We start from the raw sequence: 22,572 nt of genomic DNA on the forward strand, positions 1-22,572 counted from the left end.
TTGCAGGTTTTCATTAACCAATAAGAAAAGGATGATTCGATGGATTTTGCCAAACAAGATTTTGATTATTATGAGCGGACTGTGGGAAATATGTACCGCAGTTATTATACGAAGCGGCTGGCGTTTGCGGCAGTCGCACTGGCAATCATCGCCGGCTACAGTTGGCTTTCCCAAGACAATCTGCTATTAAATGGCATATTGGCGGCAGTTTTGATTGTTCTGATTGTTTATTTGCTAATGCAGCGGCAAAAATTTTCCGAAGTCTATCAGCAATGGCTAGAAAACAATCTGCCTCAAGCAGTCATCGTTGATGTGCAAGAAGATGAATATAGCTACAATATTTATCGCGAGGGTGAAAAAATCGCCCGAATCAATAAAAAGGCTGTGCGAAATTTACCCTCTGCCAATAAGCAGTACACGTTACTGGCAGGCTTTGATAAGAAATTTTTCTCGGCACAGCCGCTGGAGCTGTATTACTACGATATGCTGGAGCTGACCTATGAAGAAAAATTTCGGTTAAGCCGCGGGGGTTATAGCTCGATGCCGCGATTTTTGCGGCGCTTCACTTGGAGCAACCTGAAGGCTACCGGGGGCAATGCTTTGAGTTTCGTCTTAGGAAATCTCTTCTTCTTGTTTATTTTGTTCCGCTTGATTCGTTATGTCATCGCGCTGATTCGAATGGTGTTTTAAGCTGTCTATGTGAAAAAAGCAGCGACAGCAATCATTGCTAAGTGCTGGTAGTGAATAATTCAATAGACAGGGACAAAAAGAGCCCTATCAGAAAACAGCTTTGGCAATTGTCATTGCAATTCCTTGTTGAATCAAGGGTAGCCAGTGTTTGCATTTTTAACAACAAAAAACAAGCAGCTTCCACTATTTTTAATGGAAGCTGCTTGTTTTGTCATGTCGTTGCCTCAGAATTTAGATGCAAGCAGCTTGCTAAAGCTTTTTTCATAGAACGAAAAGCTATTTTCCAGTCGCATATTTTGCCGATTGTTCACCTGCTTGGCGACCGAAAATGATGATGTCGGCTACGGCATTTCCGCCGATACGGTTGTTTCCGTGAATCCCACCGGTGACTTCACCAGCAGCATACAAGGCCTTGATTGCTTTGTCGTCTTTACCGATGACTTGGGTTTCAGTATTGATTTTGACACCGCCCATTGTGTGGTGGATTCCAGGGGCAATAGCGATAGCGTAGTAAGGGGCTTTAGATAGATCGTGATCCATGGCAGTTGTCCGACCGAACTCAGCATCTTTCTTGTCGGCGACGGCTTTGTTCCAAGTGTCCAACGTTGCTTTTAAATCAGCTTCCGGCATGTCGATTTCTTTTGCCAATGCTTCGATGGTATCTGCAGATTTCACCAAGCCTTGTTTTTCATAGAAATCAATGGCCTTGACCCGTTCTTTGACACCAGCATCAAAGACCAGCCAAGCGGATTTTTCAGGGAGGGCAATGATTGCTGCAGAGACTTTATCACGAGTTTCCATTTCATTGAAGAAGCGTTTGCCTTGTTGGTCCACCAAAATGGCACCTTCACCTCGGACTGCTTCTGTGATCAACAGGGATTTTGATTGGTCGACGGTTGGGTGAATTTGGATTTGGTCCATATCCACTGTTTGTCCGCCTAATGCTTCGATCATTTTGATCCCATCGCCGGTAGAGCCTTCTTGGTTGGTAGTGACATACCCTTTTAGTTCAGGTTTGTATTGCTCTACCATCGCCATGTTGGCGCCAAATCCGCCAGTGGTGACAACTACTGCTTTGGCACTGATTGTTTTTTCTTTACCGTCGACTTTGACTTGAACGCCGTTGACAGCACCATCTTTTTCATTAATCTTCACGACGTCAGAGTTGACAAACAATGGGATTTCTTTTTCGTGAATGTTTCGTAGCAGACCGTCTACCAAATATTCACCGACAGCCGAACCATCAGTTGGGCGGTGGGTCCGTTTTTCGCTCATGCCGCCGGTAGTCGTCAAGTTATCTAACGTAATGCCCATAGAATCCAACCAGTCGATTGCTGCAGCAGAATGATCTACCAAATAGTGAAGCAGTGCCGGATCGTTGGTTCCGCCGCCGCCTTTTAAAGTTTCTTCATAGAATTTGTCGTTTGTGTCTTCGATTCCTTGATCTTTTTGGAACTTGGTTTCTGACGCGTTCATACCGGCAGAAGATTTTAAGGTGTTTCCGCCAGCAATCGGCATTTTTTCCAAAATTACCGGATTCGCGCCAGCTTCTTTAGCGGATAAAGCCGCTGCCATGCCTGCACCACCGGCACCGACGATCACGATGTCGTAGGTATCTTTCATTTCTGACGGATCGGTGTATTCCTGGGCAGAGGCACCTGATGTGGCATCAGTCGCTGCTGTAGAAGAATTTGCCGTCTGTTCTGTTTTAGCAGAAGAATCTTTGGCAGAGCTTGAAGCCGCGGAATCTTTTGACTGATCGGCACCACAGCCCGCCATCAGCAATAGGGCTGACAACATGATGATTTTACCAAAAACTTTTTTCATTTTTTTCCCTCCAATTGTTTTGTGTGGAAACTCACAAGTGCATTATAACAAAGGAGAGTTTGCTGTACCACCACAGCTGGGCGACAAAAAGGCAAAGCTGGACAGCGAAACTTTACACCATCAGTTGGTTAAAGGCTTTCAGAAAAATCAACAAAAATTTGATGGAAGGCAGGATGGGTTTTCTTTAAAGAAAGCAGCCGACCACTGTCTTTAGACAAAAAGCAGTGTTTACTGGCGCCGGTAGTCATCAGCTGATCGGTGGCAATATCACGAATCTCATAGGAAAAGTCTAGTCGTGTCCCCGTGTATTGAGTGATGCTTACTAATATTTTCACTTGATCCCCGTAGCGAATCATATTTTTGTACTGGCAATCGACAGCCAGTACGGGAATGATGATGCCGGCATTTTCGATGGCGTGGTAGGAAAGACCGAGATGTTCCAAAACATCGACGCGGGCTTCTTCAAACCAACGAATATAGTTGGAATGGTGGATGATACCCATCTGGTCTGTTTCATAATAGTGAGGCTTGCGAAGATAGCCAGGGTAAGTAGTTGTCATAGTTGGATTCCTCCTGTAAGAACTGATTAAGATTTTTTTCAGCTTATCATGAGCCGCCGCTCCCAGCAAACAAGGAGAAGGCTGCAAAATAGTTTCTAACTAAAAAAGCTGCCTGGTACCAAAATTTCGATACCAGGCAGCATGGATTTTATCATTTGAACCAGGCGTTAGAAACGAAACAGCTCATCGATGAGTTGATAGTCTTCATTAGATAAGTGGACATCCACAGCTTTGGCGTTATTTTCCACTTGTTCAGGACGTTTTGCCCCAGGAATCACAGCGGTTACGGACGGATTTTTCAGATACCAGGCCAAAACCAGTTGAGGAACTGTTGTGTCGTTTCGATGAGCGATCACTTTTAGTTCATTAACTGTGGCTACGATTTTCTTGAAACGTTCCCCTTGAAAATCAGGATTGCTTGAACGGATATCCCCTTTGGCAAAAACAGTCTCTTCCGAATATTTACCAGTGAGTAAGCCGGAAGCTAATGGGAAATAAGGAACGAAGCTGATGTGATGTTTTTTTAGATAAGAGAAGAGCTCTTGTTCCGCCTCACGATGCAACAGGCTGTATTGATCTTCAACGATATCTACATAGCCTTCTGCATTGGCTTCTTTAATCTGGGCCAACGAAAAATTCGAGACACCAACGGCACGGATTTTTCCCGCTTCCTTCAATTCGTGAAGTGCAGCCACGGCTTCATTTTTTGGTGTTTGTTGATCGGGAAAATGAATATAAAAAATATCGATATAGTCCGTTTGCAGGCGCTGTAAAGCATCTTCTACAGCATTTCTCAAAAATTCCGGGGAGTTGTCTTTTTGTCCTTCGTTACCTGGAACATGAGCGGCTTTGGTGGCGATGATGACGCGGGCCCGATCAAATTCTGCTTCCTGCAGCACTTCGCCAATCAATTCTTCAGAACGTCCCAACCCATAAGCATAGGCAGTATCCAAAAGAGTAATCCCGTTGCGCAAGGCTGTCCGAATGATTTCCTTGCCGACCTCATCGTCTAAGCCGGTAAACAAGTTGTGGCCACCCACAGCGTTGGTTCCCAGACCTAAAGCAGAAGCATAGACTTGCGATTTTCCGATACGTACATCAGACATGATTGATTCCTCCGTTTCTTGATCACGCTTACTTGACAGCATTTGTCGAAGCCTTTGCGTGTAAGACCTAGCTGTCACTGCCAGTGACGGCAGCAAAGAATTTATTTGTTATTCTCTAGGAAATATCTGAGAATTTCAGTGAGCGTCAGATTACGAACTTTTGTCAGAAACACAGAAAACATCATCGCTTACTTCATCGTCTACTTGATGGAGAAGTGCGCGTTCCAGCGTTGATTCCGGTGAAAAGAACGAATGCAGCTCTCAGCAGTTTCTCCAGAGACTTCCTAACTTCAAGTCTATTACAAAAGAGCAAAATCCGAAAATCATTCGCTTTATTTTTTGCCGCAGCTTTGTGAAAACGGCTTGACTTTTTTCATGTCTTCTAGTAGATTTGTTGTAATATTAACAATCTGTGATGGAAAGAGTAGACAGTTGTCCACTGTTCAGAGAGAGGGATCATGGCTGAGAGTCCCTTAGGTGCGGCTGTTGAAAGACATTCCGGAGATGAGCGCGTGCAAAGCCGCTCCGTCTTGAGTACGTTACACTCCAGAGGAAGATCTGCCTGTCTAAACTGACGGCCGGCCAAAAGCCGAAATGATCCTCGAAAACCAGGTGGTACCGCGTATGACTAGTCATCCGCCCTTGCGTCGCAAAGCGACACAAGGGCGGTTTTTTGCTGTGAAACAAACGATTGGCCTGCGAAGGCAAGACAGAGTTGCTGTTGAACAGCAGCAGCCGAAAATTGACTATAATTAAGTCGTCAATATTTTAAACAAGCTGCAGCTTACTCTATAATTAAATTATTAAGATAAAACCATCAAAAGGAGTTTTGCGCTATGAATTACCAACGTCCAAAAGGCACCAATGATATTCTGCCGGGTGAATCCGAAAAATGGCAGTTTATTGAAGAAACTGCCCGCTTATTATTTCGGGACTATCAATACCAGGAAATCCGCACGCCAATTTTTGAACACTACGAAGTGATTTCCCGCAGTGTCGGGGATACGACGGATATCGTATCCAAAGAGATGTATGACTTTTACGACAAAGGGGACCGCCATGTGACACTGCGTCCGGAGGGAACAGCGCCAATCGTGCGGGCCTATGTGGAAAACAAACTCTTTGGTCCAGAGTTTCCAAAGCCTTACAAAATGTTTTACACAGGACCGATGTTTCGCTATGAACGTCCGCAAAAAGGCCGTTTGCGTCAGTTCCATCAAATTGGCGTAGAAGCTTTTGGCTCTGCCAATCCAGCCACAGATGTGGAATCGATGGCAATGGCGCTGGACTTTTTCAAACAGCTGGGAATCCGGCAAGTTCGTTTGGTAATCAACTCATTGGGAGACAAAGAAACTCGGGCAGCTTATCGTCAAGCGCTGATCGATTATCTGGAACCTCATACAGCAGAGCTCAGTGAAGATTCTCAACGCCGGCTCCATGAAAATCCATTGCGGGTTTTGGATTCAAAAGACAAACGGGACAAACAGTTTGTCGCTGATGCACCATCGATTTTGGATTACCTTAGTGAAACTGCCCGCACTCATTTTGATGCTGTGCAAACGATGCTGGATGCGCTGGGGATTCCTTATGAAGTCGACAGCAACATGGTTCGAGGACTGGATTATTACACCCACACCATTTTTGAAATCATGAGCGAAGCACCGGGTATGGGAGCACAAGCGACAATCTGTGCCGGTGGACGTTACGATCATCTGGTGGAAGAATTAGGTGGCGAGGCGACGCCGGCTTTCGGATTTGCCATGGGAATTGAACGCGTACTGCTGACTTTGGAATCAGAAGAAGTGCTGCTGCCAGCGTTGAATGAGTTGGATGCGTACGTAGTCAGCTTAGGCGATGAAACTAATGTGGAAGCGCTGAAAGTCGTACAAGCCATCCGCAACTTTGGTTTTTCGGCTGATCGGGATGTAATGGGACGCAAAGCCAAAGCGCAGTTCAAGTCTGCGGATAAAGCCGGTGCTAAGCTGGTATTGACCATTGGCGGCAACGAGTTGGAACAAGGAATCATCAATGTCAAAGGAATGGCCAATCGTCAGGAAAAAGCTTTTTCTTTGGCTGATATCTATGAACGCTTTGATGAAGTCTATGACGAAATGACTACAGTAATGTTCGAAGATTGAGTAGAACATTCTGGTTAACTACGGCAGGCCAGCAATCTGGCTGGTCTGCTTAAAACTGAAAAATGGGGGAGAAAAAAATGGCAAAACGTACTGTATATTGTGGTCTGGTATCTGAAGCACAACTGGATCAGACGGTTACATTGAAAGGTTGGGTTCAAAAACGCCGCGACTTGGGGGGCGTAATCTTTATCGACTTGCGAGACCGGGAAGGAATCGTTCAAGTGGTTTTCAATCCGGAACGAGACAAAGCCGCTTGGGAGATTGCAGATAAATGCCGTAGCGAATTTGTGATTGAAGTGACCGGAACTGTAGAACATCGCGCACCAGAAGCGATTAACCCGAAAATGACCACTGGTGCGTTTGAAGTAATGGCGACAGACATCACAATCTTGAACCGCTCAAAGACACCGCCGTTTGCCATTGAAGACGATCAAACCATCAGTGATGAAGTTCGTTTGAAATACCGGGCATTGGATTTGCGGCGGCCAAAAATGACCCAAAATCTGATTACTCGCCACAAAACAACGCATGCCATTCGGGAATATTTGGACGGCTTGGGCTTCTTGGATATTGAGACACCTTATTTAGGCAAGTCCACACCTGAAGGAGCACGGGATTATCTGGTTCCTTCCCGAGTACACGCGGGGCATTTCTACGCATTGCCACAATCGCCACAGCTCTTTAAGCAGTTGTTGATGACAGCAGGGTTTGACCGCTATTACCAAGTGGCTCGTTGCTTCCGTGATGAAGACTTGCGGGGAGACCGACAGCCGGAATTCACCCAGATTGACATGGAAATGGCCTTTTTAGATATGGACGAGATCCAAGAAATCACAGAAGGCATGATTGCTAAGGTTATGAAGGATGTCAAAGGGCTGGAAGTAACGCTGCCTTTTCCACGCATGACTTATGACGATGCGATGGCGCGGTATGGTTCTGATAAACCGGATACTCGTTTTGATATGGAATTGATTGATATTTCAGAAGTCGTCAAAGATGTGGATTTCAAAGTCTTCCAAATGGCACTGGATCACGGTGGTGTCGTCAAAGCGCTAAATGCCAAGGGTGCTGCGGACAAGTATTCTCGTAAAGACATGGACAACTTGGGCAAATACGTCAGCCAATTTGGCGCCAAAGGACTGGCTTGGCTGAAAGTGGAAGCAGATGGTCTGAAAGGGCCAATCGCTAAATTCTTCGGTGAAAAAGAGGCTGAAATCATTGCTGCTACCAATGCAGAAGTCGGTGACTTGCTGATGTTTGGTGCAGACAACTATGGCGTAGTCTCTGCTGCGTTGGGAGCTATTCGCTCTCGTTTAGGCAAGGAATTGGGCTTGATCGACGAAAGCAAGTTCAACTTCTTGTGGATCACAGACTGGCCACAATTTGAATACAGCGAAGAAGAAGGACGCTATGTTTCTGCTCACCATCCTTTCACTATGCCGAAAGCCGAAGATGTGGAGTTGTTGGCAACTGCACCGGAAAAAGTATATGCAGACGCTTATGACATTGTCTTGAATGGGTATGAGTTAGGTGGCGGCTCCTTGCGTATTTACACGCGTGAACTGCAAGAGCAGATGTTCCGCACCTTAGGCTTTTCCGATGAAGCCATGGTTGAACAATTCGGCTTCTTGCTGGATGCGTTAGACTACGGTTTCCCACCATTGGGAGGAATTGCTCTTGGTCTTGATCGCTTCGTGATGCTTTTAGCCGGCGAAGACAATATCCGAGAAGTAATTGCCTTTCCTAAAAACGGGAAAGCCGCAGATCCAATGACGGAAGCACCAAGCACCGTATCACCATTGCAGTTGTTTGAACTGAATCTCAATGTGACGAATGTCGAAGAATAATCGCAAAGTCAGGATCTGTGACAATAGTTGAGTCACCGTCCTGCGAACCGAACAATACCAAACGTGAGCCCCCAAAAGCCGACGATCTTCCAATGATTTTAATGGAAGATCGTCGGCTTTTCATTGCTAAAAATTTCAAGGGCTAACTAACCTTGATTTCATCAAGCTAAGTCAGTCTCACTCATTTCTCTTAACACGTATGGTCATGTTCTCTCTTCGGACTAAGACATAAAGGTGCTCACAAATTTTCCTCGTCCGTATACTGTTTATTAATTGTGGTTAAACATCTGCTATTTAGCACTTGGAAATTACTTGTGCCACATTCCTGTTTTTATCAGGAAATGTGAAGACTTTCAAACAACAGCTTCACATAAATTTTTAGGTAGGCTGTCGGGCTTGGCAACGCGTCTTTTCAGACTGGAAAGCAGGATTGGTTTATAATCAGAAAAAGGAATATTTACAAGGCCAGCTGTGGTGAAGCTTCTTTTTTCTTACCTTTTATAAAGAATCCAGCTTCTTCTTTTGTTTTTTTACCTTTCCCCGTATAATGTAACTGACTCTGCGCTGGAAGATCGTCCGAAAAAGCGAGCGGGCTGTTTTTTTGCATGGATGCAAATGTACTTGAAATGAGGAATCCATCTATTATGGAGAAGCTGTTCAAATTGATGCCCCACCCGGATTATGCCCAGAAATTTTCTTTTTCGGTGGTTTACGCATTGCTGGCATCTATCGGCGTGAATTTTTTCTATCAACCGGGGCAAATTTATTCTTCGGGGATTACTGGTATCGCCCAGATTCTGACCACGTTATCGAAGGATCTGATCGGTGTTTATGTACCAGTATCAGCCACGCTATTGTTGTTAAATTTACCATTGTTTTTATTGGGCTGGTTCAAAATCGGCCATAAATTTACGATTTTTACCGGAATCACGGTTGTGCTGACGTCTGTTTTCATGCAGATTATTCCGGACGAAACCTTGACTACCGATCCGATTATCTGTGCGATTTTCGGCGGTGCCATCATGGGAGCGGGGATTGGCTACGCATTAAAAAACGGCCTGTCTTCTGGTGGCTTGGATTTTGTCAGCATCGCCATCCGTAAAAAAACCGGCAATACTATCGGGTCCATCTCTATCACCTTTAACCTCTTTATCATGCTGGCGGCAGGCTTATTGTTTGGCTGGCAGTATGCTTTATACAGTGCCATCGCCATTTTTGTTTCCGGAAAGGTGACGGATGCCGTCTATACGAAGCAAAAGAAGATGCAGGTGACTATTATCACCCGGCACCCGGAGAAAGTTATCCACACGATTCAGAAAAAAATGCGCCGCGGCATCACCATTATCAATGAGGCTGAAGGTGCTTATAAACACGATAAGCAAACGGTTCTGCTGACTGTAGTGACCCGCTATGAACTGCCGCTTTTAAGAGCAGCGATGGGTGAAGCGGACAAAAAAGCTTTTGTTAGTATCGCCGACAATGTCCAGATCTTGGGGCATTTTTACGAAGAAGAATTCTAAGCTGCCAAAAGAGAACCAGCCACAAACAGTTAGATTTTGCGTCATGACAAGCATTGACAAATCAGGCAATCGACGAGGGGGGGACATTACAACTGCCCTATCTCTTAGCCGGCGTTCTTTTGAACGACTAATCAAAACAGAAAAGTTGGAATACGACCATGGAAACGAAACGATTGAAAAAAAGCCGCTACATTTCCGGTTTGGACGGGGTCCGCACACTAGCGGTTCTCGGAGTTATTTTTTATCATCTGCTACCTGATAAAATGCGGGGTGGCTATTTGGGGGTGCCGGTATTTTTCGCCATCTCCGGCTATCTGATTAGCGATCATTTACGATTGGAGTGGGAAGAAAAGGGGAAGATTTCACTGAAGGCGTTCTTTGGAAGGCGTCTGAAGCGATTGTATCCGCCGATGCTGTTCTTCTTAGTAGTGACGACTGCCTATATCACCTTGTTCCAGCGGAATCTTTTGAACAATTTGAAAGGTGTCGTGACCTCGGCACTGTTGTATGTCAATAACTGGTGGCAGATCAACCAGGGAATGAGTTATTTTGAACGCTTCACCAACGAATCGCCCTTCACTCATATCTGGTATCTCTCGGTGGAATTCCAAAACTATCTGATCTGGCCAATCCTATTTGTTCTCCTGATGACCTTTGTCAAAAATCGCAAGAAGATTTTTCTGGTGGTCTTTGCCGGCGCGTTGCTTTCAGCTGTTTTGATGGCAGTGGACTTTGTGCCGGGGGCTGATCCGACACGGGTTTATTATGGCACCGATACCCGAATCTTTTCCATCTGGTTGGGAAGTGCGATGGCTTTCTTGTGGCCAAGCACGCACCTGCGGCCTAAGATTCCGCAACAGGCCAAGCGGGTGTTGAATACGGTGGGGCTTGTATCGCTGGCGTTGTTGCTTGTCTCCTTTTTTATAGTTGATGCTCATTATACCTTCGTCTATCGTGGTGGCATGTTTCTCATCAGCTTAATTGCAGTCTTTTTGATTATGATTGTGGTTCATCCCGGCGCCAGCTTGAACAAGTGGCTGACTAATCCGGTATTCACTTATATCGGTAAGCGCAGCTATGGAATCTATCTGTACCAATATCCAGTCATGATCTTCTATGAAGCAAAAGTGAAAAACATCGCCGATCATCTCTGGCTGCATACACTAATCGAGATTATTCTGATTTTAGTCTGTGCGGAGATCTCCTATCGTTTGATTGATCGACCACTGCGGAATTTTGATTACTCGAAAACTTGGTCCACAGTCAAAGGCTGGTTTAAAAAACCAATTCTCTCTCGGCAAAAACCGTTTTTGATTCCAGGACTGTTATTAGTGTTAGTAGCTTTGACCGGCTTTGTCATCGCCCCTTCCAATCATGTAACTGCGGAACAAAAGCAAATGCAAGAACAAATTTTGAAGAATCGCGAAGTTTCTGAAGCAACGAAAAAAGAAGCGCAAAAAGCCAAAGAAACAGCAGACAGCGGCACTTCCGGGACTGCTGAAACAACTGATTCCAGCAGTGAAGAACTCGATCCACAACTGCAAGCGCAGCGAAAAGAGATGGAGAGCACTTACGGGTTATCAGAAGAACAAGTAGCAGCTGCTTATAAGCTGAAATTCACCGCATTTGGAGATTCCGTCATGCTGGGAGCAGCGCAAAATATGAAAGATCTCTTTCCTAAAGCTGTCGTTGATGCCAACGTCAATCGCCAAGTCTACAGCAGTGTGGACTTGGTAAAACAACTGGATACGCAGGGGCTTTTGAATGATCCGGTCATCGTTGGCCTGGGAACCAATGGTGATTTCAATGACTCTCAGTTTGCTGACTTTATGGCTGCGTTAGGAGATCGTAAAGTTTACTGGGTCAATGTTCATGCGCCATCTGTACGAACCCAAAATGTCGTCAACAGTTCGCTGACAAATTTGGCGAAGAAATATGACAATTTGACGATTATCGATTGGCATACCTATGCTTCTAATGGCAATGCCAGCTGGTTTTATGATGATGGTGTCCATTTGACTCCAGAAGGAAGAATCGCGTATACCAAGTTATTGTTTGAAACGCTGACGAAATAATTACTGACAAAAAAACACCCTCTGCTGCCAAAAGACAGTCAAAAACTGTTTCTTGGTGCAAAAGGTGTTTTTTTGATTTATTAAAAGAAAGCATACTATGCTGTACCCCTCTTTGTACTCCAAAAATTACAAATTTTTGATTAAGAGCAGGTCGGTTTGAAGATCCGCACCCAGCTGAAACGTATGGCTACCGACTTGTCGAAATCCCAATTTGCGATAAAAGGCACGGGCATTTTGATTATGTTCCCAAACTCCAAGCCATAAGTGCTTCTTGCCACTTTGGCGGGCAGTATCTAGAGCAAACTCCAGAAGGTATCGGCCCAACCCCTGCTTTTGAAAGCCTTGGCGAATGTAGATGCGTTCTACTTCCAAGGCATCGTCAGCCAGGACTTCGGTTTGGGCATTTCCCGCATTTAGCTTGAGGTAGCCGGCAGGTGTCCCTGCTTCTGTCAATAAGAGGTAGAAGGTGACGCCGGGTGTGATCAGTTCTGTTTGTAATTTCTGGGGAGCATAGGCGACAGCTAGATACGCGGCCATATTTTCTGGTGTATTTTGCGGGGCGAAGGTATCGGTAAAAGTTTCGATGCCGATACTTCGGAGAATCTCCAGATCGGCTTCGGTGCATTTGCGAATGAGTGCATCAGACAATGTTTTTCCTCCTGTGAATAGTAAAGTTGACCAGCGTTAGCTTGTTTCAGAAGCAAAGCGGGCCATGTAACGAGGCAAGGCTGCGCTGATTGCTGTCGGCAGCACGACGTATTGCTTTTGTGCAAAATCATCGGCAATCAGGCTGTGGAGGGCAACGGCCGCAGCCACTGTGGTACCATTGCGAGGAAATTGCGCCAAAAATCCGGTAATCATCCCTGCCAACGTATCTCCACTGCCGCCGGTGGCCATTGCCGGCGAACCATAGGGATTTTTAAAGGACAGGCCGTCAGCCGTATAGATTTGAGTACGGTGACTTTTGATGACGACGGTTGCTGCTAATTTTGCGGCTGCTGCCCGATTTGAAGCTTCGTTCTGATCGGCAATCAAAATCTCGGACAAACGCTGCCATTCCATTTGATGAGGTGTAAAGACCACCGTTTCTGGCGAGTGGAGCTTGTAAGAAAGAGTCGTCAGAGTATAGCTTTCTGCCAAAAGTGTGATAGCCGAGCCGTCGATGACCAACCACTGATCTGGGCGCCGTTTTTCCAAGAAAAAATCTAAGAGCTTACGGGCTTTTTCGGAAGTACCTAAACCCGGTCCTACCAACAGCACATCGGCGGTTTCTATCGCAGCTTCAGTTGTGGCAAAATCCTGCCAATCGACTGCCATCGCTTCGGGACGCCGAGCCAGCAGTGGACTGTGATTTTCTTTGGCGGTGATGACAGTGGTGAGCCCGGCGCCTGCACAAATACAAGCCTCGGCAGCCATCAAAATGGCCCCTGCATAACGAGGCTCACCTCCAGCCAAAACGGCTCGACCAAAAGTACCTTTATACGAGTCGTTGGGACGCTTACGAATAACCTCTCGCAGCAATTCTTCCGTGATTTCCTGTAACATGAACAGCCACCTTCGATCCAGTTTTTTTAAGTATACCACGTAAACCAGGTTGTAAGAAAATGCTGCCCCAAAGTAAAGTAAAGAGCAGCACAGCCCTAGCAGTGACACATCATCTTTGCGAAGAGAAAGAAAGCTTGTCAAAAGGGGTATGTTTTTATTTCTCTCTATGTAATGATACGGTTCGGTGTCATTTTATGAAAAACAATGGTATCATAAAAGGCGGAAAAACACTGATCATCGTTGGTTTGACCGGCTCAGTAGCATAAAAAATTGCAAGAGAGGATCAGGCTGAACGAATTATTGGAGGGAACTTCATGACAACTATCGATTGGAAAAAAGAAGTAGCATCACGCAAAGACGATCTGCTAAATGACTTGGTAGAATTGTTAAAGGTTAAAAGTGAACGAGAAGATGACAAAGCCACAGCCGATGCACCTTTTGGCCCTGGTCCTAAAAATGCGCTGATTCACATGCTGGGTTACGGTGAACGGGACGGCTTTACTGTCAAAAATGTCGACAACTATGCCGGTCACATTGAATACGGAGAAGGCGACGAAACTCTGGGGATTTTCTGCCATATGGACGTGGTACCTGCCGGCGACGGTTGGGACACAGATCCTTATCAACCGGTAATCAAAGACAACAAGATTTATGCTCGTGGTTCCTCTGATGACAAAGGACCAAGTGTCGCTGCTTATTACGGTTTGAAAATCATCAAAGAATTGGGCCTGCCTTTGTCTAAAAAGATCCGCTTTGTTGTCGGTTCTGATGAAGAGTCTGGTTGGGGAGACATGGATTATTACTTCCAACATGAAGAAAAACCAGATTTCGGTTTCTCGCCAGATGCGGAGTTTCCCATCATCAATGGTGAAAAAGGCAATGTGACTGTCACTTTACACTTTGAAAATACTAATGATGGCGATTTTGAATTGCAAAGCTTTGACGCCGGCTTGCGAGTGAACATGGTGCCGGGAAATGCCACAGCAGTTTTCAAAGCTGCCGGTGACATCAGCTTAGAAGAGTTGGCAACTGCGTATACTGATTTTCTAAATGAAAATGGTCTGGCCGGTGAACTTGAAGCAGAAGGGGACCTGGTTAAAGTTGACCTGATTGGTAAGAGTGCCCACGGGGCCAGCCCTCAAAGCGGAGTCAATGCGGGTACTTTCTTGGCATTGTTCCTGGATCGCTATCCTTTTGGTGGCGGCGCAAAGAGCTTTTTGCACACAGCGGCGACTTACGTTCATGTGGATCATTACGGTGAAAAACTCGGCGTGGCTCACACTGATCCGCGCATGGGACAATTGACCATGAACGCTGGCTTGCTGAAATTCGGCGAAGATTTCGAGGACAATTATATTACCTTGAACTTCCGCTATCCGACTGGTGTAACAGCTGACGGCTTGGTGGAAAAAATCACTGAAACCGTCGGAGCAGACGGTGCCAAAGTGGATCGGGAAGAGCGGGATTCTGCTCCTCACTACGTACCGATGGAAGACCCATTGGTAGAAACTTTATTGGCAGTTTACGAAGACCACACCGGCGAAAAAGGTTATGAACAAGTAATCGGTGGCGGAACTTTTGGCCGCTTGTTGGAACGTGGCGTAGCCTATGGGGCAATGTTCCCAGGTTATACCGACACCATGCACCAAGCCAATGAATTCATGAGCTTGGACGATCTGTTCAATGCCGCCGTAATTTATGCGGATGCTATCTACCGCTTGGCAAAATAACAAACAGCAAATCATAAGACCCGTTTGCCACCGTTTATTCGGGGCAGACAGGTCTTTTTTGTTCAGATTGATGCAAACCTTGATTTACCGGCAATCGCTGCCAGTCATGCTACAATCAAAGCAGAAAAATTCAAAAAGGAGGAAGGACTGTGAAAAATCGGAAAATCATCGGTATGGCTGTTGTGGGTATTTTAGCGATAGTATTGCTGGCCATTTTGAGTGTTCGTCAACTGCGGACCAAAGCCTTTGAAAAGATTGCCGAAAGCCGACAGCTGGTAACAACGGTGGCAACGAAAAAGGATATTTCACAGCAATTGTCAGTCCTTGAAGATTATCCTGAAGTGGCTGTTGCTGTAGCTGCTTTACCAGAAGCTACCGATTACGATATGTTTGCGATTCCCGGCTTGTATCAGGCGGTTTCGTTGAACACTGAAACCGGGAAACTGGCTCGTTGCCATGAGATGACGCCGCAGGGAGTGACTGTCAATGATGATTACCTGTTCATCTCAGCCTATTGCCATGACCATCAGCACAATTCTGTGATCTACCAGTTGGACCGCAAAACCAAAATGTTACTCAAGACGATACCTGTTGAAGGGCAGCCGCATCTGGGGGGCGTTTGGTATGATAAGGCAGATCAACAGCTATTTTTAGCTACCGAAGAAGATCGGCGGGCGGCTGCGTCAACTCTTTCGCTGGCAACTATCCAGGATTACGAACTATATTCAGACCCCACCCCAGATCCGATAAAGTATACAGCCACGACTCAGCTGCAAAATGTGCGACGGACCTCCTTTTTGACCGGCTTGCCACCATTTTTGGTGGTTGGCTATTTTGATCGCGGACATCGGGGAACTCTTGCGATGTACCCCATTGATGACCAAGGACAGATCAGTTCATTGAAGGAGACCGCTGGCGGGACCTATGAGATAAGTGACGAAAAAACGGCGCAATCCAAGTCCGCCACTCAAGGGACTGCCACTCAAGAAGCGACTACTCAGGAAACGACTACCCAAGAGAGCCATTTTCAAGAAGCGGGGGCTACTAGCGATTTTCGAAAGGATTTTGACCCTCAAGAAGCAGAAACGATTGACACTAGCGGAGTGGTTAAAAAAGTTCAGGGGGTCGCCTATTATCAGGAGTACATGCTCCTGTCACAGTCCTTTGGTCATCACGATTCATCGCTGTTGCTATTTGATTTACAGGATACTGTCGGCGGGTTCACCGGAAAATCGGCAAAAATGAAGATTACCTTTCCGCCATATTTGGAACAGATTGCAGTCGACGGTGACCGATTGTTGGCAGTGTTTGAAAGTGGTGCCGCGGCTTATCGTCATAAAACCTCACGGCAGATGGAATATGTATTACAACTCGACCTGAAAACCCTCTTAAAATCCGTGAAACAGTCAAAATAAACAGGAACAGGCTGTGACAATAGTTGAGTCACCGTCCTGTGAGGCAAACAATACCAAACGTGAGCCACAAGCAAAAGAGAAGTCACCTCCATTAAAAATAGTGGAAGTGACTTCTCTTTTCATTGCTAAAATTTTCAAACGCTGACTAACAGGCGTTTTCTTACTTAGATGATGAAACCTGCGCCAATTACTTCTTAAAATGAGTTCTGTCACAGTCCATCTGTTTTTAGTCTTTCAAGCGTTGGATATCCAAAACGGTACCAGTGTTGGCATCAGCCAAAAATTCGTAACTCACCAGTTTGCCGTCTTCCAATCGGGTAATTCCGCCGGTGTAGCCTTCGGAATGGACCGCAAATTTTCGCAAAGGTTGTTTTTCAAAATTAATCCAAGAACCTTCAATCGGACCTTCTTTCAAAAATGCGTCTTTGACTACATTCAATACCGCATCAGCACCCAGACGCTGCCGCTTTTTCACCCATAAGGCAGATGCGACACCACCGGCGAGACCGACACTCAGTCCCAATGCTAGTCCGCCTTTGAACAGACTTAATTGATTGTCGTTTTCCATCAGTGTCTCCTCCTTTAGGGAATCCTTCTTTTGCCGACTGATTCATTCTACTCAGCCATGCCACTATTCTACTGATAATTTTACCATAGTTTCGGAAAAATCGAACATCTTAAATACTCATTATCCTGTTAGTGGGGTATAATGGTACACGTAAATTCGGAAAAGACAGGTTTGTCTGTTTTTTCCATAAAGAAGGAGCTTTACCCATGGAAGAAAAAACGTACCAACGAATCAAAACCCTGACAGAAATGCAGGCGACTTCCGGATTTGAAGGACCAATCCGGGAATTTATGCGAAACGAACTGACTCCCTTAGTGGATGATGTTCAACAAGACGGCTTAGGCGGAATCTTTGGCATCCGTAACCACGAAGATGCAGATGCCCCCCGTGTCATGGTAGCAGCTCACATGGATGAAGTCGGCTTTATGCTGACTGAAATCACTCCTCGTGGCTTGTTCAAAGTTGTTCCTTTAGGCGGTTGGAATCCGTATGTTGTTTCAGCCCAACGCTTCACATTAATCACAGCTTCTGGTAAAAATTATCCAGTGATTTCTTCTTCAGTGCCACCACATCTGTTGCGTGGAACTGGCGGCGGACAAACCAATGTCACCGTGGACAGCATTCTCTTTGATGCCGGCTTTGAATCTCAGGCAGAAGCCTTGGAATATGGCGTGCGCCCAGGAGATACAATTGTGCCACAGGTCGAAACTGTTAAAACTGCCAATGGCAAAAATATCATCTCTAAAGCTTGGGATAACCGCTACGGCTGTACAGTGGTTTTAGAAGCATTGGAAGCACTGAAAAATGAAAAACTGGGACATACTCTGATTGCCGGTGCCAATGTTCAAGAAGAAGTCGGCCTGCGGGGTTCAAAAGCCTCAACGACTAAATTCAAACCAGACCTTTTCTTTGCTGTGGATTGCTCGGCAGCAGATGATTTGACTACCACCACCGGTACGTTTGGACATCTCGGTGAAGGAACCTTGATGCGGATTTATGATCCAGGTCTGATCATGCTTCCTCGTTTGCGGGAATACTTGTTGGATACGGCTGAAAGCAACAACATTCCGTATCAATACTTTGTTTCCAAAGGTGGCACAGACGCTGGCGCAGCCCACACATCAAATGAAGGTATCCCTAGTACTGTCATCGGTGTTTGCGGACGCTACATCCACACGCACCAAACTATGTTTAATATTGCTGACTTTGATGCTGCTCGGGAAATGTTGATCCAAACACTGAAAGGTTTGGATAAATCAACAGTGGCCACTATCGTCAACGGTTGATTTTGTAACTTTTCCGGCTGCGGCCTCCCCGTCGCAGCCGGTTTCTTTTTAGAAAAGGAGTGATCCCCATCGAACAGAAAAAACAAAAAGAACTGTTGCGCCTAATCGAAGAAAACTGTCGCTTGACCCCCACTGAATTGGCGGTCTTGATTGATGAACCAGAGGCAGTCATCCAAGAAACTATCCGCTTTTTGGAGCAAGAAAAAATCATCTGCGGCTATCGTGGCCTCATCAACTGGGAAAAATTCGAAGACGACTGGGTGGAAGCCATCGTTGAGATCCGCGTCACAGCCCAAGGCACAGCCGGGTATCAATCCGTCGCCGAAGAAATCAAGCGGTTTCCGCAAGTGGAGACCGTCTATTTTCTCAGTGGACCCTATGATTTTCTGGTTATGCTGCGAGGCAAAAATATCAAAGAAATCTCCAATTTCATCTCCAATCATCTGGCACCTATTGATGTCGTGCAAAGTACCCGCACCCACTTTACTCTGAAGAAATACAAAGACTGGGGCCTGGTGTTGGACGACCATGACCAGGACGAACGAATTAAGGTGAGCCCATGACTAGCGGTACAGAGCGATTCTTAGCTGACAATATCCAGTCGCTGGCTCCCAGCGGAATCCGTAAATTTTTTGATATCGTTTCAGAGCGGCCGGATGCGATTTCCCTTGGTGTGGGGGAACCGGATTTTGATACTCCTTGGAAAATGACCACAGAAGGGATCCGTTCTTTGCGAGAAGGGCGCACCTTTTATACCGCCAATGCTGGATTGATTGAACTGCGACAAGCTATCAGTGCTTATTTGACTGAGCGAGTGGGAAACACCTACGACCCTAAAAATGAAATTATCGTGACTGTTGGTGGCAGCGAAGCCATTGATTTAGCCTTTCGCGTTCTGTTGAATCCTGGTGATGAAGTAATTATTCCTCAACCGGCTTTTGTCAGCTACGAGCCTTGTACCATCATGGCCGGTGGTGTTCCAGTCACAGTTGACTTGAAAGCAGACAACGGCTTTGTCTTGACTCCAGAGCTGTTAGAAGCGGCAATCACTCCCAAAACCAAAGTCTTGCTTTTGTCTTACCCTAATAATCCTACCGGTGCGACACTGACCTTTGAAGAAGCCGCCACTATCGCCAAAGTGGTAGTTAAGCATGACTTGGTGGTGGTTTCAGATGAGATTTACACAGAGCTTTTATATGAAGGAGAACACGTTTCCATTGCGTCATTGCCAGAGATGGCAGAGCGGACGATTTTGATCAACGGATTTTCCAAAACCTTTGCTATGACCGGGTGGCGCATCGGTTATCTGGCTGCTCCACGGGTATTGACCGAGCAGATGCTGAAGCTGCACCAATACATTATCATGACCGCCCCCACTGTCAGCCAATATGCTGCGCTGGAAGGTCTGACAGGTAACTGGCGGGAAATCGTTGAACCAATGCGGGAATCCTATCAGCAGCGGCGCAACTACCTTCATCATGCATTGACAAAAATGGGCATCCCCTGTTACAAAGCCAAAGGGGCCTTTTACCTCTTCCCTGACATTTCTCAGTTCGGTATGACGTCAGAAGAATTCGCTTTGAAACTTTTGGAAGAAGAAAACCTGGCCTGCGTCCCCGGCTCGGCCTTTGGTGCCGCTGGAGAAGGATATCTGCGCTTATCCTACGCCTATTCATTGGAAGAATTGAAAGAAGCAGTGGAGCGACTGGAACGATTTGTTGCGAGACTGGCTGCTGAAACTGAATAACTGAACGAATGTTGTCGAAGACCTTGATGATCAGATGATCATCAAGGCCTTTTTTGAACTGCTCACTTTTCTCAAAGGTATATTTCAAACTATGAAAGTATTCTCAAAAGATTGAAATGATAGCGTTTTTTGTTTTGGGATGATATCTGTTTGTACCTCTTATTAATGAAAAAATGCGAAAAAGAAAATAAAGTTAATTTTTTTGAAAAAGCTCGTTTAATCTTTTTAGTAACTTGAAATTATGTATTTTGAGTTAAGGTCGTTTTTTTTTGTGAAATTGAATAACGAACTCAGAAAATTAAATAACCCGTATAATATATATGGCGTGCTTATCTTGAGATGATGACAACAATCGGAATATGTTCAAATAATATTATTATTTGAATTTTAATATTCATTTTAAATAAATGATTAATTTTTGATTAGTTATATACGAGAGAATATTTGATTCCACTCATTTTTGGTGGTACAATTTTTATATAAGAAACACATTGAAAAAGATATGACTTTGTAATGTATTACTTAAAATAACAGGAAGTTGTGAGGGGGCGTCGAAAATATAGATAGTTGAATAAGAGAAAAGAACAGGAACAAAAGGGGGAAAAGAGATGAAAAAGATTTTAAAAGTATTTGCAATTGTTGCATTGATAGTCAGTAGTTTTGGTGGAATGGCAGCGGTATTTGCGGATGACAACACAGGTGACAACACAGATGAGTATTCAGCAATTCGACCAGAAAAAGGAAATTTAACGATTCATAAGTATTTAGTCGATGATGTTTCAGAGATTGGCTCTGAAGGCGACGGTACTGAAAAAGTGCCTAATGGTAAGCCAATAGCAGGGGTGGCCTTTAATGTCTATTCATTAGAGTGCGATGAGGGTGCACCAGAAATTCCACCGTCAGAAAAAGATGGTGCAGTGTATAACAAAATTAAAATAAACGAAGAAGATGTTGAAAAGTTACAAATAAAAATTGGTAATGCAACATATACTTATACAATGAGTAAAATTACTGCTACTGCGCCTTCTGATAGATTAACTGCTGCTGATGGGACTTTATTCTACGAAGGTCTAGCTGCTGGTTACTACTATGTAGAAGAAGACCTTGAAAATTCAACTGAGGCTGCAAAAGCGTTAATTGATTTTGCCTCTCGTCCATTTATCGTGGCCGTGCCAATGACAAATCCAGAGGGTGATGGTTGGAACGCGGATGTTCATGTTTATCCAAAGAACCAAGGTGCAGATACTCAAAAAACTGCTGATGGAGAAGTTGAAAACTCAGTAAATGTTGGGGATGTGATTAATTTTGAAATCTCTGCAGCATTACCGGTTAATATTGGCGAATATGAATGGTTTGCCTTCAGAGATGCTCTGGATACAGCTTTAACTTATAAACCGATTGATGATTCTGAAGATAATCCGATAGAAATAAAGGTATTTGTGGGAAACAAAGATTCTAGTGGAAATATTACAGATAAAAAGTACCTTTCAAATACGGATTCAACCTTATACAAATTCACAATTTCAGAATCGGATGGAACCGGAACCTTACGGGTTGATTTTACAGAGGAAGGTATCGCATATTTAGCAACACTCATCAGTCCTAAAGATGTGAGGGATTCTCGTACTCATGTAGGGTTTGAATTTGAAGCAATAGTTAATGAAAATGTTTTGAGTAAGAATAACCTTGTTGTGAAAAACCAAGCTTATGTTGAGTGGAATGAAGATCCACTTGTTGAAGGGGATACTCCAAAAGAGACTCCGACTCCAGAAACGCAAACCCCAGTTGGGGAAATTGAAGTTGATAAGCAAAATCCTGAAGGGAACAAGTTGGAAGGAACGCTTTTCCAATTGGCAGATACTGAAGAAAACGCAAAACTGGGTAAATTCATCAAAGTGATTGTTGATTCAATGGGAAACATTACTGATTTGGTCTATCCTTCAGAAGATAGTGAAGCTGAGGATTACATCTATGATAAGGCAAAAAATTGGGTCATTATGCCGCATGCCAGTTCAGATGAAATCAAAGATGCTAACAAAGAAGAAAATATTTTTTATGCTAGTACGTTCCAAGGCTTGAAAGTTTATAAAACTGAACGTGGCACAGATAAAGATAAAAAGCTATGGATTTCTTACTGGCTCGTGGAAACCTTTACTCCAGAGCCTTATAATTTATTAGGAAAACCAGTCCAAGTAACATTTAAAGAGGCTGGAAGAGTAACGGATGAAGAGACTGAGGGTGGGGAAATTGGAGACTACAAAAAATATATCCAATCGCCAGCTGTTATCAATACTCGAGGCTTCACCTTGCCACGTACTGGTGGTCCTGGTCTGATCATCCTAACAATTTTCGGTATCGTCTTGGTAGGTTTGGGAATCATGGTAGCTTTGCCAAAAAAACGTAAAAATGCATAATTTAGTAGCGAATATTGTCGGGTAATACCTTGATATCATATTATCTAAAACTTGCGGGGAGCATTCCCCGCATACATAGATTTGGTTACTATACAGACTGAAAG

General features: G+C 44.9%; 18 protein-coding genes. 12 read left to right on the forward strand and 6 right to left on the reverse strand.

Features of this window, described 5'->3' with window-relative positions:
* Window positions 1-39 precede the first annotated feature (39 nt).
* Window positions 40-690 carry a hypothetical protein gene (locus tag BAU14_RS00135; RefSeq protein WP_161898064.1) on the forward strand — a complete coding sequence of 217 codons (651 nt, stop codon included), beginning with the start codon at window positions 40-42 and terminating at the stop codon, window positions 688-690.
* Window positions 691-966: 276 nt separating this feature from the next.
* On the opposite strand, the gene BAU14_RS00140 is transcribed toward BAU14_RS00135, so the two are convergent.
* The 3 genes from BAU14_RS00140 to BAU14_RS00150 all read right to left on the reverse strand — a co-directional run bounded on the left by BAU14_RS00140 (window position 967) and on the right by BAU14_RS00150 (window position 4,183).
* Complete coding sequence (locus tag BAU14_RS00140) at window positions 967-2,517, reverse strand: flavocytochrome c (RefSeq protein ID WP_161898065.1); 1,551 nt, start codon at window positions 2,515-2,517, stop codon at window positions 967-969.
* Between the two features lie 128 nt (window positions 2,518-2,645).
* Window positions 2,646-3,077, reverse strand: coding sequence for an acyl-CoA thioesterase (locus tag BAU14_RS00145; RefSeq protein WP_161898066.1), 432 nt, complete (start codon window positions 3,075-3,077; stop codon window positions 2,646-2,648).
* Window positions 3,078-3,244: 167 nt separating this feature from the next.
* A complete protein-coding gene (locus tag BAU14_RS00150; protein ID WP_161898067.1) occupies window positions 3,245-4,183 on the reverse strand; it encodes an aldo/keto reductase in 939 nt (312 codons plus the stop codon).
* Between the two features lie 624 nt (window positions 4,184-4,807).
* Between BAU14_RS00150 and BAU14_RS14415 the strand changes: the two genes are divergently transcribed.
* The 5 genes from BAU14_RS14415 to BAU14_RS00170 all read left to right on the forward strand — a co-directional run bounded on the left by BAU14_RS14415 (window position 4,808) and on the right by BAU14_RS00170 (window position 11,763).
* Window positions 4,808-4,939 (forward strand): hypothetical protein, encoded by a 132-nt coding sequence (locus tag BAU14_RS14415; protein ID WP_272927966.1) that lies wholly within the window; start codon window positions 4,808-4,810, stop codon window positions 4,937-4,939.
* Between the two features lie 80 nt (window positions 4,940-5,019).
* Window positions 5,020-6,321 (forward strand): histidine--tRNA ligase, encoded by a 1,302-nt coding sequence (gene hisS / locus BAU14_RS00155; RefSeq protein ID WP_161898068.1) that lies wholly within the window; start codon window positions 5,020-5,022, stop codon window positions 6,319-6,321.
* Between the two features lie 77 nt (window positions 6,322-6,398).
* On the forward strand, window positions 6,399-8,168 hold the full coding sequence (aspS, locus tag BAU14_RS00160; RefSeq protein ID WP_161898069.1) for an aspartate--tRNA ligase: 1,770 nt from the start codon (window positions 6,399-6,401) through the stop codon (window positions 8,166-8,168).
* 644 nt (window positions 8,169-8,812) lie between these two features.
* Window positions 8,813-9,688, forward strand: a complete 876-nt coding sequence (locus BAU14_RS00165) for a YitT family protein (RefSeq protein ID WP_161898070.1) — start codon at window positions 8,813-8,815, stop codon at window positions 9,686-9,688.
* Window positions 9,689-9,846: 158 nt separating this feature from the next.
* The gene (locus BAU14_RS00170) at window positions 9,847-11,763 is read left to right on the forward strand and encodes an acyltransferase family protein (protein WP_161898071.1); all 1,917 of its coding nucleotides are present in this window, start codon (window positions 9,847-9,849) and stop codon (window positions 11,761-11,763) included.
* A 126-nt stretch (window positions 11,764-11,889) separates the two neighbouring features.
* Here the strand turns inward: BAU14_RS00170 and BAU14_RS00175 are convergent, their stop codons facing one another.
* Window positions 11,890-12,411 carry a GNAT family N-acetyltransferase gene (locus BAU14_RS00175; protein ID WP_161898072.1) on the reverse strand — a complete coding sequence of 174 codons (522 nt, stop codon included), beginning with the start codon at window positions 12,409-12,411 and terminating at the stop codon, window positions 11,890-11,892.
* Window positions 12,412-12,447: 36 nt separating this feature from the next.
* Complete coding sequence (locus BAU14_RS00180; protein ID WP_161898073.1) at window positions 12,448-13,308, reverse strand: NAD(P)H-hydrate dehydratase; 861 nt, start codon at window positions 13,306-13,308, stop codon at window positions 12,448-12,450.
* Window positions 13,309-13,622: 314 nt separating this feature from the next.
* On the opposite strand from BAU14_RS00180, the gene pepV reads away from it, so the two are divergent.
* Window positions 13,623-15,038, forward strand: a complete 1,416-nt coding sequence (gene pepV / locus BAU14_RS00185) for a dipeptidase PepV (protein ID WP_161898074.1) — start codon at window positions 13,623-13,625, stop codon at window positions 15,036-15,038.
* A gap of 149 nt (window positions 15,039-15,187) precedes the next feature.
* On the forward strand, window positions 15,188-16,453 hold the full coding sequence (locus tag BAU14_RS00190) for a YncE family protein (RefSeq protein ID WP_161898075.1): 1,266 nt from the start codon (window positions 15,188-15,190) through the stop codon (window positions 16,451-16,453).
* A gap of 226 nt (window positions 16,454-16,679) precedes the next feature.
* Here the strand turns inward: BAU14_RS00190 and BAU14_RS00195 are convergent, their stop codons facing one another.
* Window positions 16,680-17,021: a hypothetical protein gene (locus BAU14_RS00195; protein WP_161898076.1), complete on the reverse strand. Its 342-nt coding sequence runs from the start codon at window positions 17,019-17,021 to the stop codon at window positions 16,680-16,682.
* A 206-nt stretch (window positions 17,022-17,227) separates the two neighbouring features.
* Here BAU14_RS00195 and pepA point away from each other — a divergent pair, with 206 nt between their 5' ends.
* From pepA to BAU14_RS00215, 4 genes are all read left to right on the forward strand, one after another.
* Entirely contained in the window at window positions 17,228-18,307 is a 1,080-nt protein-coding gene (gene pepA / locus BAU14_RS00200; protein ID WP_161898077.1) for a glutamyl aminopeptidase, read from the forward strand.
* 59 nt (window positions 18,308-18,366) lie between these two features.
* Entirely contained in the window at window positions 18,367-18,870 is a 504-nt protein-coding gene (locus BAU14_RS00205) for an Lrp/AsnC family transcriptional regulator (protein WP_237580375.1), read from the forward strand.
* The gene (locus BAU14_RS00210) at window positions 18,867-20,054 is read left to right on the forward strand and encodes an aminotransferase class I/II-fold pyridoxal phosphate-dependent enzyme (protein WP_161898078.1); all 1,188 of its coding nucleotides are present in this window, start codon (window positions 18,867-18,869) and stop codon (window positions 20,052-20,054) included. The genes BAU14_RS00205 and BAU14_RS00210 overlap by 4 nt, the downstream gene beginning before the upstream one ends.
* A 608-nt stretch (window positions 20,055-20,662) precedes the next feature.
* A complete protein-coding gene (locus BAU14_RS00215; RefSeq protein WP_161898079.1) occupies window positions 20,663-22,468 on the forward strand; it encodes a SpaH/EbpB family LPXTG-anchored major pilin in 1,806 nt (601 codons plus the stop codon).
* Window positions 22,469-22,572: the final 104 nt, after the last annotated feature.

Source organism: Candidatus Enterococcus leclercqii, from assembly GCF_009933135.1.
In the GTDB taxonomy this organism is placed as follows: domain Bacteria; phylum Bacillota; class Bacilli; order Lactobacillales; family Enterococcaceae; genus Enterococcus_C; species Enterococcus_C leclercqii.